Source organism: Streptomyces sp. NPDC001816 (genome assembly GCF_042892235.1).
Taxonomy (GTDB): Bacteria; Actinomycetota; Actinomycetes; order Streptomycetales; family Streptomycetaceae; genus Streptomyces.
The window spans coordinates 19,172-34,323 of the sequence record NZ_JBIATY010000003.1 but is presented as its reverse complement, the minus strand read 5'-3'; the positions used below and the strand labels follow the sequence as shown (position 1 = coordinate 34,323).

Below are 15,152 nucleotides of genomic sequence, written 5' to 3'. Positions count from 1 at the left end.
GGGTGTAGGTCGTACGGCCCAGGACCCGGTGGTCCGAAATGCCGATGCAAGGACCGTAACCGGGTTGAGAGCATGACATCCATGCTGGAAGCCGCCGACACCTCGCCCCTCATATCCCGCCGCGTCGCCCTGCCCACCTGGCTGGTGGTGGCGCTGGCCTGTGCCGGGCAGTTCCTGGTGGTGCTCGATGTGTCCGTGGTGAACGTCGCCCTGCCGTCGATGCGCACCGACCTCGGGCTGAGCGCGTCGGGCCTCCAGTGGGTGGTGAACGCGTACGCGATCGCCTTCGCCGGGTTCATGCTGCTCGGCGGGCGGGCCGGTGACCTCTACGGCCGCAAGCAGATGTTCCTCGTCGGGCTGGGCCTGTTCACGCTGGCGTCGCTGGGCGGCGGGCTGGCCCAGGACGGCTGGCAACTGCTGCTGGCGCGGGCCGTGCAGGGGCTGGGTGCGGCGGTGCTGGCGCCCTCGACCCTGACGCTGCTGACGGCCGCGGTGCCCGAAGGGCCGTCCCGGGCCCGGGCGATCGCGACCTGGACCGCGGTGGGCGCCGGCGGCGGGGCCGCGGGCGGGCTGGTCGGCGGGGCCCTGGTGGACGTGCTGGACTGGCGGTGGGTGCTGCTGATCAACGTGCCCGTCGGCGCGGTGGTGCTCGCCGGCTCGCTGCGGTGGCTACCGGAGAGCCGGGCGGATGGGGGTCCCCCCTGCTCGAACGAAGTTGAGAAGCTTGGGGGAGGGCGGCGGCTCGACCTGCCGGGCGCGGTGCTGGTGACGGCGGGTCTGGCGACGCTGGCGTACGGCATCTCGCAGACCGAGGCCGAGGGGTGGACGGCGGCGGCCACACTCGTGCCGCTGGCCGCCGGGCTCGCACTGGTCGGGCTCTTCCTCGCCGTCGAGGCGCGCGCCGCGGCCCCGCTGATGCCGCTCGGACTGTTCCGGCTGCGCTCGGTGGCGTCGGCGAACACGGCGATGTTCCTGAGCGGTTCCGCGATGTTCTGCATGTGGTTCTTCATGACGCTGTACGCGCAGAACGTCCTCGGCTACTCGCCGCTGGGCGCCGGACTCGCGCTGGTGCCCAGCTCCCTCGCGGTGGTGCTCGGCTCCAAGCTGGCGCCCCGCTTCCTGCCGGCGCGGGGCGCGCGCACCGTGGCCGTGGCGGGGGCGCTGATCGCGGCCGCCGGGTTCGCCTGGCAGTCGACGATGACCGCGCACGGCGCCTACCTGACCTCCGTCATGGGACCGGGAATCCTGATGATGCTGGGCGCCGGGCTCTCGGCCACGCCGCTGGCCGCGCTCGCCACCTCGGGGGCGTCGGCCTCGGACGCCGGGCTGGTGTCCGGGCTGGTCAACACCTCCCGCACGCTGGGCGGTTCGCTGGGGCTCGCGGTCATGTCGACGATCGCGGCGGCGCGTACGGCGCACACCGGGAGCGGCGTCGGGGCCGAGGCGCTGACCGAGGGGTACGCGCTGGCCTTCCGGACCGGGACCGGGGTGCTGCTGGGCGGGGTGGTGCTCATGCTGCTGTGGCTGCCGAAGAAAATTTCGGCGAGTTCTGCGAGATGAGGCAACGGTCCGGGCGGCCCATGGACTCCTTTTGACATCTAGGAGGTGCCCATGGGGGACGGGAAGCAGGCTCGGAACGAGGAGTTCCAGAGCTTCATGATCGGCCGCTGGCCGCGGCTGATGCGTACGGCATTTCTCCTCACGGGGGAGCAGCACGCCGCGGAGGACCTGGTCCAGTCGACCCTTGAGCAGGTCTACGTGGCCTGGCGCAGGGTCGGCTCGGCCGACGATCCGGAGGCGTACGTACGGCGCGTGATGATCAACGCGCATGCGCGCAAACACAGGAGAAGGCTGAAGGAGTTCCTCGCGCCGAGGGACGACTCGGGCCTGGTGCACGAGGTGCCCGACACGGGCGACCGCATCGCGCAGGCCGACGACCGCAGCGCCCTGCTCAAGGCGCTCGCCCAACTGCCCGCGCGGCAGCGCGAGGCGGTGGTCCTGCGCTACTGGGAGGACCTGACGGAGACCCAGGCGGCGGAGGCGATGGGCTGCTCGGTCGGCACGGTGAAGAGCAACGCGGCCAAGGGGATCGCGAAACTCCGCGCCATACCGGGACTTTCCGAGATGGTGACGCAGGGAGGGCGGAAGTGATGAGCGCGGACCGGAACAGGAACGACGACATGAGCCAGACGGACATCGCCCTCCTCCTCGCGGACGCCGCGGACGAGGTCGAGATCGGTATAGCCCCGGTGCAGGCGGTCATCCGCGGCGGCCGGCGGCGCAGAGCACGGCGCTGGGCGGTGGCGTCGGTCACGGCGCTGGTGGTGGCCGGGACGACGGGCGCCCTCGCGGTGACGGGGCTGCCGGGCGGCGGCCCTGCGGACCGGCAGGCGCACGTGGCGAAGCCGCCGGCCTCGGCGGAGGCCCGGCATGTGTACGAGCCGCAGCGGACCGAGCTGGGACGGGGGACCTACCGGGGCAAGGAGTGGAGCGTCGGCGTCCAGGTGTGGGGAGCGCCGCGCAACGAGGCCGAGGCGGAGCGGCAGTTCGAGGCCATGGCCGGGCTGGGCCTGGAGCCGGCTGATGCGCACAAGCCCGCCGACCTGATCGGCAAGATCTCGTTCTTCGCGACCCGGGGCTGGGGCGATCACCGGCCGCAGCAGGTGATGTTCAACTCGGTCGAGAAGTTCGAGCGTTACTCGGGCAAGGACATGGAGTCCATGGCGACCCGCCTGGGATACGGCGGCGAGACCTCCGGCCGGCTGGTGATCGGCATGGTCGCCAAGACCGCCCGGGAGGTCACCTGCCACTGGAAGGACGGCAGGACGGCCGTGGCAGAGCGGACCGACGGCTTCTCCCTTCGCACCATGGGATCCGCGATCCGCTCGATCGACGGCTTCCAGGGGGCCAACTGGTTCGTCTGCACGGCACCGGCAGGGACGTCCTTCGGGTCGGCGGAGGTGACGAAGTAGCACCGCCGGGAGGTCACAGCCACCCCTGCTGCCGGGCCTCCCGCACCGCCTCCGCCCGGTTCCGCGTGCCCGTCTTGCCGATGGCGGACGACAGGTAGTTGCGGACCGTGGACTCGGACAGATGGAGCCGGCCGGCGATGTCGGCGACCGTCGCCCCGTCCGCCGAGGCCTTGAGTACATCGCATTCCCGGGCGGTCAGTGGGTTCGGCCCGGCGCTGAGCGCGGCCGCGGCCAGCGCCGGATCGACCACGGTCTCCCCGGTGAGCACGCGCCGGATCGCCTGGGCCAGTTCCTCCACCGGCCCGTCCTTGACCAGGAAACCGGCCGCTCCGGCCTCCATGGCCCGGCGCAGATAGCCGGGCCGGCCGAAGGTGGTCAGGATCAGCACCCGGCAGTCGGGTGCCTGCTCGCGCAGCTCGGCGGCCGCGTCCAGGCCGCTGATGCCCGGGAGTTCGATGTCCAGCAGGGCCACGTCCGGCCGGTGCAGCAGCGCGGCCGCCACGATCGCGTCACCGGTCGCGACCTGGGCGACCACCTCGATGTCGTCCTCCATGCCGAGCAACAGGGCGAGCGCGCCGCGCATCATGCCCTGGTCCTCGGCGAGGAGGACCCGGATGTTCTTCACGGTCCCAGCGTAGCCAAGGGCGGGAAATTAAAGACTCGTCATGGTTCGAGTCCGCAGGGGTTGACGGCCCACGGGAACCCGCAAAACAATCGCCTCTGCATTTCCGGTAATTGTTCGGCATTTCGACGTCGAATGGGTTCGGTATTTCGATCGAACGACGTTCGGTATATCGACCCACTCGGCCACCCCCACCCGCACCGCCCTACGAGGAACCGAAGAGGTGCACGTGCTCCCCACACTCCTGCGCTCATGTCCGCGGCGGCTCAGAAGAGCCGCCCTGTCCGCACTCGCGGCCTTCGCGACCATCGCCGCGCTGGTCGTCGGCGTAGGCGCCCCGCAGGCCGCCGCCGCGAGTTCGCTGCCCTGTGACGTCTACGCGGCCGCGGGCACGCCCTGCGTCGCCGCGCACAGCCTGGTCCGGGCGCTGTACTCGTCGTACGGCGGCTCGCTCTACCAGGTGAAGCGGGCCTCCGACGGCGCCACCGCGAACATCGGCTTGCTGGCCACCGGCGGCTACGCCAACGCGGCCGCCCAGGACTCCTTCTGCTCCCGCACGACCTGCATCATCACCGAGATCTACGACCAGTCCCCGCGCCACAACCACCTCACCATCGAGGGCGCGGGCGGGGCCGGCGCGGCCGACGTCGGGGCGCCCGCCGACGCCCTGCCGGTGACCGTCGGGGGACACCAGGTCTACGGCCTGGAGATCTCCGCCGGCATGGGCTACCGCGACAACTCCACCTCGGGCGTGGCCGTGAACGGGCAGGCCGAGGGGATGTACATGGTGACCTCCGGCACCCACGTCAACGGCCGCTGCTGCTTCGACTACGGCAACGCGGAGACGAACAACCTGGACACCGGCAACGGCCACATGGACGCCATCAACTTCGGTACCGAGTGCTGGTTCTCGCCCTGCTACGGGCAGGGGCCGTGGGTGCAGGCCGACCTGGAGAACGGGCTGTTCCAGTCCGACGCCGGGTACAGCAAGAACACGTCCAACACCGGCACCGGACCGCTGCCGTTCGTGACCGCGCTGTTGAAGAACAACGGGCAGAACCATTTCGCGCTGAAATACGGCAATGCGCAATCCGGCGGGCTCACCACCACCTACTCCGGCGGTGAGCCGACCGCCAGTGGCTACTCACCGATGCACCAGGAGGGCGCGATCGTCCTCGGCACCGGCGGCGACAACAGCAACGGCTCCATCGGGTCCTTCTTCGAGGGCGTGATGACCTCCGGCATCCCGACGGACGCCGCCGACGACGCCGTCCAGTCCAACATCGTCTCCGTCGGCTACGGCGGCCCGACCGGCAGCACCGGCACGCTCGGCGCCGGCTCGGAGATCTCGCTGCGCGCGACGACCTCCTGCTGCACCACCGACTACGTCCGCCACCAGAACGACGCGGCCGTCATCTCCTCGGTCACGTCGAGCAGTTCGTCCCTCGACAAGAGCGACGCCACCTGGATCGTGCGCCGGGGGCTCGCCGACAGTTCCTGCGTCTCCTTCGAGTCGCGGAACTACCCCGGCGACTTCCTGCGCCACTACAACTACCGGCTCTACCGGCAGCCCATGGACGGCACCGGCCAGTTCCGGGCCGACGCCACCTTCTGCCCGCAGACCGGCAAGAGCGGCACGGGCACCTCGTTCGCCTCCTACAACTACCCGACGAGATACCTGCGCCACTACAACTTCAACGTCTACATAGCGAGCAACGGCGGCTCCAACGCCTGGGACAGCAGCACCTCGTGGAGCGACGACGTCAGCTGGGCGGTCAGCTCGCCCTGGGCGCAGTAGCCGCTGCCACGGCGGTCGGTTCCGTCGGCTCCACCGGGAGTTCGGCGGTGACCGTGAAGCCGCCGCGCGGCGACGGGCCGGCCCTGAGGGAGCCGCCCGCCGCCGCGAGGCGCTCGGTCAGGCCCGTCAGACCCGTGCCGCCAAGGCCTTCCGTGGGGCGTGTGACGGCCTGGCCGGTCCCGTTGTCGGTGACCGTGAGCCGGGCCTGCTCGACGGTGCTCTCGATGGTGATCTCGCAGCGGGTGGCGTCGCTGTGCCGGACCACGTTGGTGACCGCCTCGCGCACCACCCAGCCGAGCAGCGCCTCGGCCTGCGGGGCCAGTGGCGTCCCGGACTGACGCACCACCGGCTCCACACTCGACGCGGACAGCGCCGAGCGGGCCCGGGTCAGCTCGGTGGCCAGGCTGCCCTCGCGGTAGCCGGTCACCGCCTCGCGGATCTCGGTGAGCGCCTGTCGGCCCACCGACTCGATGTCACCGATCTGCGTGAGCGCCGCGTCCATGTCCCGCGGAGCCAGCCGCCGGGCGGCCTCCGACTTCACCACGATCACCGACAGGGTGTGACCGAGCAGGTCGTGCAGATCGCGGGAGAAGCGCAGCCGCTCCTTCTCCACGGCCCGCCGGGCCAGCTCCTCCCGGGCGGCGCGCAGTTCCCGCACGGCCTCGGACAGGCCGAGGATCGCGGCGGTCACCATGCTCGACAGGAAGGTCGCGTAGCCGATGTTCGTCGCGTCCCCCCAGCCGTCCCGGACACCGGAGACGGCCCCCGCGTACACCGAGAGCAGCACGCCGGTGCGGCCCAGCCAGGGGCCGCGCAGGGTGGCGCCGGTCGCGAGGCCCAGCAGCGGGAAGAACATCAGCCAGTTGCCGCCGTATCCGACGGCCAGGCCCGTGGTCAGCAGGCCCATCAGCCCCAGCGCCACCCGGGTGGAGACCGCCTCGCGCTTGTCCCGGTCGAAGGCGCGGAAGGTGACGTAGACGTACAGCGAGTTGAAGGCGAGCAGCCCCAGGCCGCCGACCCACGGGTTCGGGGTCCGGCCCTGCAGCAGGTTGGAGAAGGACCCCATCCCCATCAGCAGCCAGGGCAGCAGCGCGAAGCCGGTGGGCGGCGGGCCCGGGTGGTCGACGTCCGCGGCGTGCCCGCTCTTCCGGGCGGCCCGCTGCGCGACCCGGAACCGCTCCATGTCCGCCTGCCACCGGGCCCGTGCCTCCCGTACGGCCCGGATCCGGCGTTTCGCCCGCGTCCACCACGACATCTCTTCGTCCCCCGATCAACTGGTCCCCGCCGCACGATGATCGCACCGGGCGCGGCGCGCCGCGTCTGCGTCATGCCTACGACGGTAGGAGTCCGGGACCGGCCCCCGGCAGATGCGGATGTCCGCACTCGGGCAGTACAAATGTCACTGCCCGACCACCTGACACAGCGTCAGGAGCCTTCACAAGTGCGGAGTGCTGGGCTATACAAGGGGCGCCGGACTGGAACGCGTTCTAGATCCGCCCGTGGACGACCTCGGTGCGGCCGACGGTGCGGACGTCCGCACCGAGGTCTTGAGACCCGTCAGGAGCCCCATGCCCATCGACGCAGCCTTGGCCCTCGCCGCCGAGCCCCGGACCGGTGAGATCACCTGGACCACCAAGGACGTCCAGCTCTACCACCTCGGCATCGGCGCCGGAGCGAACCCGGACAAGGACAGCCCCGCCACCGACCCCGACGAGCTGCGCTACACCCTGGAGTCCCGGCTGCACGTGCTGCCGAGCTTCGCCACCGTCGCCGGCTCCGGCTCGCCCGGGGTCATCGGCGGTCTGTCCCTGCCCGGCATCGAGGTCGAGCTCGCCAAGGTCCTGCACGGCGGCGAGACGCTGCGGATCCACCGCCCCATCCCGGTGACGGGCACCGCGACGTCCACCCGCCGTGTGGCCGCCGTGTACGACAAGGGCAAGGCGGCCGTTCTCGTCCTGCGCACCGAGGTCACCGACGCCGACGGGCCGCTGTGGACCGACGACGCGCAGATCTTCGTACGGGGAGAGGGCGGCTTCGGCGGCGACCGCGGTCCCTCCACCCGACTGGAGCCGCCCACCGGCGAACCCGACCGGACCGTCGAGCGCCCGGTCCGCGCCGACCAGGCCCTGCTCTACCGCCTCTCCGGCGACTACAACCCGCTGCACGCCGACCCCGAGTTCGCCAAGCTCGCCGGGTTCGACCGACCCATCCTGCACGGGCTGTGCACCTACGGCATCACGCTCAAGGCGGTCGTGGACACGCTGCTCGGCGGCGACGTGACCCGGGTGCGCGAGTACACCACGCGGTTCGCCGGGGTCGTGTATCCGGGCGAGACCCTGCGCATCCGGATGTGGCGCGAGCAGGGTCAGGTCCGGGTCGCCGTGAGCGCCGTCGAGCGGGAGGACGCGCCCGTCCTGGCCGACACCATCGTTCAGCACTCCTGAAGAGCCTCCGAGGGGAGCCGCACCATGCGCGCAGCCGTACTGCACGAGATCGGCCAGGAAAAGCTGGAGATCCTCGACGACATCGAGGCGGTGGGCCTTGGCCCCGGCAAGGTGAGGGTACGGGTGCGGGCCGCCGGACTGTGCCACTCGGACCTGTCCGCGATGAACGGGGTGCTGCCCCAGCCGGCCCCCTTCGTGCCCGGTCACGAGGGCGCCGGCGAGATCCTCGAAGTCGGCGAGAACGTGACCCGCCTGAAGCCCGGCGACCGGGTCGTCATCTGCTGGCTGCCCTCCTGCGGCGCCTGTCCCGCCTGCAAGCGCGGCCAGACCGAGCTGTGCCTGACCGGGTTCATGAACGCGGGCACCCCCAACTTCAAGCGCTCCGGCGGTGACGTCTTCGGCTTCGCGGGCACCGGCACCTTCGCCGAGGAGGTCGTCGTGGACGCGGGCTGCGCGGTGCCGATCCCGGACGACGTGCCCTTCGACATCGCCGCCCTCATCGGCTGCGGGGTGACGACCGGACTCGGCGCCGCCCTCAACACCGCCGACGTGGAGGCCGGTTCGTCGGTCGCCGTCATCGGCTGCGGCGGCGTCGGCATCTCCGCGGTGCAGGGGGCACGGCTCAAGGGCGCCGCCGAGATAGTCGCCGTGGACCCGGTCGCCTCCCGGCGCGAGTCCGCGCTGAAGTTCGGTGCCACGAAGGCCGTTTCACCGGAGGAGCTGGCCGACGCCAAGCAGCAGGTCACCGGCGGCGAGGGCTTCGACTACGTCTTCGAGGTCGTCGGCAGGTCCGCCACCGCCCGCACCGCGTACGAGAACACCCGGCGCGGCGGCACCCTCGTCGTGGTCGGCGCGGGCGCCATGGACGACTTCCTGCAGCTCAACATGTTCGAGCTGTTCTTCGACGAGAAGCGGATCCTGCCGTCCATGTACGGCGGCGGGGACGTCCTCAGCTCCTACGAGCGCACCATCGCCCTGTGGCGCGCGGGCCGCGTCGACCTGGCCGGCCTGATCACCCACCGGGTGCCGCTGGCGGAGATCAACGAGGCCCTGGACCAGATGCGTACCGGGACGGCCCTGCGTACGTGCATCGAGATCTGAGGACGGACCGGAATGCCACTGCCACTTGAGGGACTGTCCGCCGTCGTCACCGGCGCCGGGCGCGGTCTCGGCCGGGCCGAGGCGCTCGAACTCGCCCGGCTCGGCGCGGCCGTCGTCGTCAACGACTACGGACAGCCGGGCCGTGACGGCTCCGGCCAGGCATCGGCCGGGCCCGCCGCGGAGGTCGCCGCCGAGATACGCGAGAGCGGCGGCCGGGCGGTCGCGCACACCGGAGACGTCGCCGACTTCCAGCAGGCCCGGGAACTCGTCGGCCTGGCGATCACCGAGTTCGGCAAGCTGGACATCCTCGTGAACAACGCGGGCATCCTGCGCGACCGCATGATCTTCTCCATGACCGAGGACGAGTGGGACTCGGTGATCCGCGTCCACCTCAAGGGACACTTCAACACCACCCACTTCGCCGCCGCACACTGGCGGGATGGCGCCAAGGCGGCCGGGGCGGAGGTGTACGGGCGGATCGTGAACACCTCCTCGGAGGCGTTCCTGGCCGGCTCCGCCGGACAGCCCAACTACGCGGCGGCGAAAGGCGGGATCGTCGGCCTGACCACCTCCACCGCCCTCGCCCTAGCCAAGTACGGCGTCACGGCCAACGTGATCTGCCCGCGCGCCCGGACCCGGATGACCGCGGACGTCTTCGAGGGCTTCCAGGAGCCGGACGAGGGCAGCCTCGACCCGCTCGCCCCCGAGCATGTCGCCCCGCTGGTCGGCTACCTGGCCTCACCCGCCGCCGCCCGGGTCAACGGGCAGCTGCTCGTCGTCCACGGCGGCATGGTCGCCGTGGTGGAACGGCCGCGGGTGCAGGCGAAGTTCGACAGCAAACAGGAAACGTTCACCTACGACGAGCTGGACGCGCTGCTCACCCCGCACTACGCGGAGCGGCCGCCGAGGGAGACGTTCGCCGCGGCCGAGGTGCTGGGCCTCAAGCGCGGCTGAGGACCGGGCCTCAACCAGGGCTGAACACAACGGAAGAACGAGAGAGGGGGTGCCCGCCGGTCGGACGGGCACCCCCTCTTTCTCACTACCGTCAGGCAGCCGCCTCGGCGGTCTCCTGAGTCGGCTTACGGTGACGCCCGTGCGGCGCCGTCTCATTGTCCTGCACCGCGATCGGGCCCCGGTGCCGGCCGTGTCCGGCCGCGTTCTGAGAGTCGGCAGACAGCGGCTGAGTCGTGCTGGTGTCGCTCATCGGAAGAATTCACCCCGTCACAAGATCTCTTACAGCGCGGCGAGTGTAACCGCCACACCACGGGCCGAATCCAGGCGGGCACGCCGACCGGTGCTACTTCGTTACAAGTCCGTCGAGAGGTGCCTCCTGGAGCGGTACCGGACGGACCGTCACCGGTCCCGGAGGATCCGGTTCCGCCGCCTCCCAGGGCACCTCGGGCACCCCGGCAGCCGTGCCGTTCCGGACCGGATCCCCCGGACCCGCGTCCCCCATGGGTGCCGTCAACTCCGCCACACCGCAGGGGACTTCCCCGGTGGCGTACGGCAGCCGCAGCACCCCGTCCTGTGTCCATAGCCCGGACCCCGTCAACCACCCCTCGGGCGCCGGGAGATGGCACACCTGTCGCTCGGCCGGCCGCCAGATGCCGATCCAGCTGCCGAACTGCCCGTCGAGGCGCAGCGCCACCGCACAGCTCTCCGGCATCAGCGCCTGCCCCGGCTGGATCGCGAAGGGCGTCACCGCACAGTCCTTCAGCCGCAGGCACTCCGGGAAGCGCACCGGCAGCGTGCTGCCCATGACCCCCCAGCCCAATCGTTCCTGCCCGGGGGAGGGTGCGTCCGAGGAGATCAGCAGCAGCCCGCTGTCCGGTTCGCAGAGCAGCAACCGGTCGTCGCTGCCCTCCGCGATCTGCAGCAGGGGCGAGATCTCGCCGCCTCGCTCCAGGTCGACCACGACCGTCTTGGTGCGCCCGCCCAGTTCCCGGTCCAGCGCGAGCAGCCGCCCGTCACGGTCCAGCCAGACCCCGCCCGAGCAGCGCCCCGGCACCTCCGCCAACTGCTCGGGCCCGAAGGCGCCGCCCGTCACCAGCCACACCGCGCTCGAACGCGGACCGACCGCGAGGGCGTACGCGCGCACCCCGCCCGGCGCCGGCGGCAGCAGCGCGAGCCGGGTGCCCGGCTCCCGGCACTCCACCGCGCCCAGCGGCAGCTCGCCGGTGCCGGGGCCGGTCGGGTACAGCAGCGCGAAGGTGTGCCGGCGCTCCACCAGCCGCTGGATCAGCACCCGCCCGTCCGCCATCGGCTGCACCTGGGTGCCGGGCTCCTCCGGCTGGTTGCCGGGCAGCGGCACCGCGTACGGCTCCGGGCCGTCCAGCGTCCAGCGCTCCGGGAACCAGGAGTCGCCGCCCAGCGCCAGGCGGGCGGCGTACGCACCGTCCGCCGTGATGGCGCACCGCGTCCCCGGCACACCGTCGTCCTCACCGGTGGAGGGGGGTTCGATCGCACAGGCAGTCATCGTTCGGTCACCTCCGGCGACGAAGCTAGTTTTCGTACGCGCAGGCGTGGGATCGCCCGGCCCGGGCTTCACACATACGGGTGGCGCAGAAGCGATTCCTCTGAGGAGACCGGGGCGTTTGTGCTGAGCGGGACCAGCGGGAGCGGATGCGGTACAGCCCGGCAGAACGGCCAGGTAGCCTTTTCCCCGTGCCCCGTCTGTCTGAAGTCATCGCCGCGCTGGAGAGCCTGTGGCCCGCCGAGCGGGCCGAGTCCTGGGACGCGGTCGGCACGGTCGTGGGCGACCCCGACCAGGAGGTCACCCGGGTCCTGTTCGCCGTCGACCCGGTGCAGGACATCGTCGACGAGGCGGTGAAGCTGGGCGCCGACCTGCTCGTCACCCACCACCCGCTCTACCTGCGCGGTACGACCACGGTCGCGGCCACGCACTTCAAGGGCCGGGTCGTGCACACGCTGATCAAGAACGACATCGCGCTGCACGTCGCCCACACCAACGCCGACACCGCCGACCCGGGCGTCTCGGACGCCCTCGCCGGCGCGCTCGACCTCCGCGTCGTACGACCCCTCGTGCCGGACCCGACCGACCCCGAGGACCGCCGGGGCCTGGGCCGCGTCTGCGAACTCGACCACCCGCTGACCGTGCGCGAGCTGGCCGCCCGCGTCGCCGAGCGGCTGCCCGCCACCGCCCAGGGCATCCGGGTGGCCGGCGACCCCGAGGCCGTCGTCCGTACGGTCGCCGTCAGCGGCGGCTCCGGCGACAGCCTCTTCGACCAGGTCCGCGCGGCCGGCGTCGACGCCTTCCTCACCGCCGACCTGCGCCACCACCCCGCCTCCGAGGCGGTGGCCCACAGTCCCCTCGCGCTGCTCGACGCGGCGCACTGGGCCACCGAGTGGCCCTGGTGCGAGCTGGCCGCAGCCCAGCTCGACGAGATCTCCGACCGCCACGGCTGGGACCTGCGCGTCCACGTCTCCAAGACGGTCACCGACCCCTGGACCGCCCACGCGGCGTCCAACATCACCACTAGTCAACCGGGAGCCCCCAACTGAACGCCGCGCCCGCCGACCAGATCCGACTCCTCGACGTCCAGGCCCTCGACGTCCGCCTGCAGCAGCTGGCACACAAGCGGAGGTCGCTGCCCGAGCACGCCGAGATCGAGTCGCTGAACAAGGACCTGACGCAGCTGCGCGACCTGCTGGTCGCCGCGCAGACCGAGGAGAGCGACTGCGCCCGCGAGCAGACCAAGGCCGAGCAGGACGTGGACCAGGTGCGCCAGCGCGCCGCCCGCGACCAGCAGCGCCTGGACTCCGGCGCCGTGACCTCGCCGAAGGACCTGTCCAACCTCCAGCACGAGATCACCTCCCTCGCCAAGCGCCAGGGCGACCTGGAGGACGTCGTCCTCGAGGTCATGGAACGCCGTGAGGCCGCGCAGGAGCGGGTGACCGAGCTGACCGAGCGGGTCGGGTCCGTGCAGTCGAAGATCGACGACGCGGGCTCCCGCCGGGACTCGGCCTTCGAGGAGATCGACGGCGAGGTCGCCTCGGTGACCAAGGAGCGCGAGGTCATCGCCGCCTCCGTCCCTGCGGACCTGCTCAAGCTGTACGACAAGCTGCGCGAGCAGCAGGGCGGCATCGGCGCGGCCAAGCTGTACGCCCGCACCTGCCAGGGCTGCCGCCAGGAGCTGGCCATCACCGAGCTGAACGAGATCCGTTCGGCAGCGCCGGACACGGTGGTCCGCTGTGAGAACTGCCGCCGCATCCTGGTGCGTACGGCCGAGTCGGGTCTGTAAGGGGCCGGGGCGGTGCGGGAGTTCATCGTCGAGGCCGACGGCGGGTCGCGGGGCAACCCGGGGCCCGCGGGCTACGGATCCGTGGTGATCGACGCGGCGACGGGGGAGGCCCTGGCGGAGACCGCGGAGTACATCGGCATCGCCACGAACAACGTGGCCGAGTACCGGGGCCTGCTGGCCGGCCTGCGCGCCGCGCACGACCTCGACCCCACCGCCCGGATCCACGTCCGCATGGACTCCAAGCTCGTCATCGAGCAGATGTCGGGCCGCTGGAAGATCAAGCACCCCTCCATGAAGCCTCTCGCGGCGGAGGCGGGCCGGGTCTTCCCCGCGGACCGGATCACCTACGAGTGGATCCCCCGCGAACAGAACAAACACGCCGACCGCCTGGCCAACGAGGCCATGGACGCGGGATCCAAGGGCGGCCAGTGGTCCCCGTCGGAGTCCAGGGCTGCCCTGGCAGCCGACGTAGCTGCGGGCAGTCGTGCCGCTGGGGCGGCACGGGTGGGCGCAGCGGCACCTCCCAGCGAGCAGCACCTTTCCAGCACCGGAGGGGAAAGCACCGCGACCTCCACCGAGCAGCACCCCTCAACCCCGGGTTGGAGCGCGGCCCCAGACATGGGCGCCCCCGCCACCTTCGTCCTCCTCCGCCACGGCGAAACCCCTCTCACCCCCCAGAAACGCTTCTCCGGCAGCGGCGGCACCAACCCCTCCCTCTCGGCCGCAGGCCGCGAGCAGGCCCACCGAGCAGCAGAGGCACTCGCCAGACGAGGCACGATCCAGACGATCCTCGCCTCCCCCCTCGCCCGCACCCGCGAGACCGCCGGCATCGTCGCCGCCCGCCTGGGCCTGGACGTCACGATCGAAGAAGGCCTGCGGGAGACCGACTTCGGCGCCTGGGAAGGCCTCACCTTCGGCGAGGTCCGCGAGCGCCACCCGGACGACCTGAACGCCTGGCTCGCCGACCCCGAGGCCCACCCCACCGGCGGCGGCGAGAGCTTCGCGGAGACCGCCACCCGGATGGAGGCCACCAGGGAGAAGCTGGTCGCGGCCTACGCCGGCCGCACGGTCCTGCTGGTCACGCACGTCACCCCGATCAAGACCCTCGTCCGCCTCGCCCTGGGCGCCCCGCCCGAGTCGCTGTTCCGCATGGAACTCTCCGCCGCCTCCCTGTCGGCGGTGGCGTACTACGCGGACGGCAACGCGAGCGTGCGGCTGTTCAACGACACGTCCCACCTGCGTCCCTGAGCCCACCTGCGTCCCTGAGCCCGGCGGCGGCCCGCGCCAGCTCCTCGATCCGGTCCCAGTCCCCGGCGGCCACCGCCTCCGCCGGGACCATCCAACTCCCGCCCACACAGCCGACGTTGGGCAGGGACAGATACTCCGGCGCGGTCGCGGGTCCGATCCCGCCCGTCGGACAGAAACGGGCCTGCGGCAGCGGACCGGCCAGCGACTTCAGATAGGCGGTCCCGCCCGCGGCCTGCGCGGGGAAGAACTTCATCTCCCGCACCCCGCGCTCCAGCAGTGCCACCACCTCCGAGGTGGTCGACACCCCCGGCAGGAACGGCACCCCGGACGCCCGCATCGCCGTCAGCAGCGCGTCCGTCCACCCGGGGCTGACCAGGAACCGCGCCCCGGCCGCCACACACGCGCCCACCTGCTCCGGCACGATCACGGTGCCCGCCCCGACCGCTGCGTCCGGCACCTCACCGGCGATCGCGCGGATCGCGTCCAGCGCGGCCGGCGTCCGCAGCGTCACCTCGATCGCGGGCAGCCCGCCGGCCACCAGCGCACGGGCGAGCGGTACGGCGTCGGCGGCATCCTCGATGACGACGACGGGCACGACGGGCGCGAGGTCCAGCACAGACGAGGCCATGCCGCTCATCCTGCCGGCGCGATGCAGGGTACGCAAAGGACGTTGCATATATTGCAACGCCAGCCACATGCCTTCAG

General features: G+C 71.8%; 14 protein-coding genes. 10 read left to right on the top strand and 4 right to left on the bottom strand.

Annotation, left to right across the window (positions count from 1 at the left end):
• The first annotated feature begins 72 nt into the window (after nt 1-72).
• Genes ACFYZZ_RS11140 through ACFYZZ_RS11130 form a run of 3 tightly spaced genes read left to right on the top strand, consistent with a single transcriptional unit; the run spans nt 73 to nt 2,972 of the window.
• Nucleotides 73-1,560 (top strand): MFS transporter, encoded by a 1,488-nt coding sequence (locus ACFYZZ_RS11140; RefSeq protein ID WP_389173809.1) that lies wholly within the window; start codon nt 73-75, stop codon nt 1,558-1,560.
• Between the two features lie 51 nt (nt 1,561-1,611).
• Nucleotides 1,612-2,151, top strand: a complete 540-nt coding sequence (locus tag ACFYZZ_RS11135; RefSeq protein WP_389173806.1) for a SigE family RNA polymerase sigma factor — start codon at nt 1,612-1,614, stop codon at nt 2,149-2,151.
• A gap of 29 nt (nt 2,152-2,180) precedes the next feature.
• Nucleotides 2,181-2,972: a hypothetical protein gene (locus tag ACFYZZ_RS11130; protein WP_389173803.1), complete on the top strand. Its 792-nt coding sequence runs from the start codon at nt 2,181-2,183 to the stop codon at nt 2,970-2,972.
• Nucleotides 2,973-2,985: 13 nt separating this feature from the next.
• On the opposite strand, the gene ACFYZZ_RS11125 is transcribed toward ACFYZZ_RS11130, so the two are convergent.
• Complete coding sequence (locus tag ACFYZZ_RS11125) at nt 2,986-3,597, bottom strand: response regulator (RefSeq protein WP_386572306.1); 612 nt, start codon at nt 3,595-3,597, stop codon at nt 2,986-2,988.
• 226 nt (nt 3,598-3,823) lie between these two features.
• Between ACFYZZ_RS11125 and ACFYZZ_RS11120 the strand changes: the two genes are divergently transcribed.
• Complete coding sequence (locus ACFYZZ_RS11120; protein WP_389173800.1) at nt 3,824-5,392, top strand: alpha-L-arabinofuranosidase B; 1,569 nt, start codon at nt 3,824-3,826, stop codon at nt 5,390-5,392.
• On the opposite strand, the gene ACFYZZ_RS11115 is transcribed toward ACFYZZ_RS11120, so the two are convergent.
• Nucleotides 5,370-6,647 carry a sensor histidine kinase gene (locus ACFYZZ_RS11115; RefSeq protein WP_389173798.1) on the bottom strand — a complete coding sequence of 426 codons (1,278 nt, stop codon included), beginning with the start codon at nt 6,645-6,647 and terminating at the stop codon, nt 5,370-5,372. The two genes, ACFYZZ_RS11120 and ACFYZZ_RS11115, sit on opposite strands and share 23 nt — an antisense overlap.
• A 313-nt stretch (nt 6,648-6,960) precedes the next feature.
• Here ACFYZZ_RS11115 and ACFYZZ_RS11110 point away from each other — a divergent pair, with 313 nt between their 5' ends.
• The 3 genes from ACFYZZ_RS11110 to ACFYZZ_RS11100 are packed head-to-tail and all read left to right on the top strand — an operon-like array spanning nt 6,961 to nt 9,891.
• Complete coding sequence (locus ACFYZZ_RS11110) at nt 6,961-7,836, top strand: MaoC/PaaZ C-terminal domain-containing protein (protein WP_389173795.1); 876 nt, start codon at nt 6,961-6,963, stop codon at nt 7,834-7,836.
• A 24-nt stretch (nt 7,837-7,860) separates the two neighbouring features.
• Nucleotides 7,861-8,937 (top strand): Zn-dependent alcohol dehydrogenase, encoded by a 1,077-nt coding sequence (locus ACFYZZ_RS11105; RefSeq protein ID WP_389173792.1) that lies wholly within the window; start codon nt 7,861-7,863, stop codon nt 8,935-8,937.
• 12 nt (nt 8,938-8,949) lie between these two features.
• Nucleotides 8,950-9,891, top strand: coding sequence for a 3-oxoacyl-ACP reductase (locus ACFYZZ_RS11100; RefSeq protein ID WP_389173789.1), 942 nt, complete (start codon nt 8,950-8,952; stop codon nt 9,889-9,891).
• Between the two features lie 343 nt (nt 9,892-10,234).
• Here ACFYZZ_RS11100 and ACFYZZ_RS11095 read toward each other — a convergent pair whose 3' ends face one another.
• Nucleotides 10,235-11,413 carry a hypothetical protein gene (locus ACFYZZ_RS11095; protein WP_389173786.1) on the bottom strand — a complete coding sequence of 393 codons (1,179 nt, stop codon included), beginning with the start codon at nt 11,411-11,413 and terminating at the stop codon, nt 10,235-10,237.
• A 188-nt stretch (nt 11,414-11,601) separates the two neighbouring features.
• Here ACFYZZ_RS11095 and ACFYZZ_RS11090 point away from each other — a divergent pair, with 188 nt between their 5' ends.
• The 3 genes from ACFYZZ_RS11090 to ACFYZZ_RS11080 are packed head-to-tail and all read left to right on the top strand — an operon-like array spanning nt 11,602 to nt 14,447.
• Nucleotides 11,602-12,459, top strand: coding sequence for a Nif3-like dinuclear metal center hexameric protein (locus ACFYZZ_RS11090; RefSeq protein WP_389173783.1), 858 nt, complete (start codon nt 11,602-11,604; stop codon nt 12,457-12,459).
• Nucleotides 12,456-13,199 carry a zinc ribbon domain-containing protein gene (locus ACFYZZ_RS11085; RefSeq protein WP_389175710.1) on the top strand — a complete coding sequence of 248 codons (744 nt, stop codon included), beginning with the start codon at nt 12,456-12,458 and terminating at the stop codon, nt 13,197-13,199. The genes ACFYZZ_RS11090 and ACFYZZ_RS11085 overlap by 4 nt, the downstream gene beginning before the upstream one ends.
• Nucleotides 13,200-13,211: 12 nt before the next feature.
• Complete coding sequence (locus ACFYZZ_RS11080; protein WP_389173780.1) at nt 13,212-14,447, top strand: bifunctional RNase H/acid phosphatase; 1,236 nt, start codon at nt 13,212-13,214, stop codon at nt 14,445-14,447.
• On the opposite strand, the gene ACFYZZ_RS11075 is transcribed toward ACFYZZ_RS11080, so the two are convergent.
• Nucleotides 14,419-15,084: a bifunctional 4-hydroxy-2-oxoglutarate aldolase/2-dehydro-3-deoxy-phosphogluconate aldolase gene (locus ACFYZZ_RS11075; RefSeq protein ID WP_389175708.1), complete on the bottom strand. Its 666-nt coding sequence runs from the start codon at nt 15,082-15,084 to the stop codon at nt 14,419-14,421. The two genes, ACFYZZ_RS11080 and ACFYZZ_RS11075, sit on opposite strands and share 29 nt — an antisense overlap.
• Nucleotides 15,085-15,152: the final 68 nt, after the last annotated feature.

Coding starts and splice junctions, on each gene's coding strand:
- ACFYZZ_RS11140 (WP_389173809.1), top strand. CDS start 73: ATGACATCCATGCTGGAAGCCGCCGACACCTCGCCCCTCATATCCCGC.
- ACFYZZ_RS11115 (WP_389173798.1), bottom strand. CDS start 6,647: ATGTCGTGGTGGACGCGGGCGAAACGCCGGATCCGGGCCGTACGGGAG.
- ACFYZZ_RS11110 (WP_389173795.1), top strand. CDS start 6,961: ATGCCCATCGACGCAGCCTTGGCCCTCGCCGCCGAGCCCCGGACCGGT.
- ACFYZZ_RS11130 (WP_389173803.1), top strand. CDS start 2,181: ATGAGCCAGACGGACATCGCCCTCCTCCTCGCGGACGCCGCGGACGAG.
- ACFYZZ_RS11135 (WP_389173806.1), top strand. CDS start 1,612: ATGGGGGACGGGAAGCAGGCTCGGAACGAGGAGTTCCAGAGCTTCATG.
- ACFYZZ_RS11095 (WP_389173786.1), bottom strand. CDS start 11,413: ATGACTGCCTGTGCGATCGAACCCCCCTCCACCGGTGAGGACGACGGT.
- ACFYZZ_RS11100 (WP_389173789.1), top strand. CDS start 8,950: ATGCCACTGCCACTTGAGGGACTGTCCGCCGTCGTCACCGGCGCCGGG.
- ACFYZZ_RS11105 (WP_389173792.1), top strand. CDS start 7,861: ATGCGCGCAGCCGTACTGCACGAGATCGGCCAGGAAAAGCTGGAGATC.
- ACFYZZ_RS11075 (WP_389175708.1), bottom strand. CDS start 15,084: ATGAGCGGCATGGCCTCGTCTGTGCTGGACCTCGCGCCCGTCGTGCCC.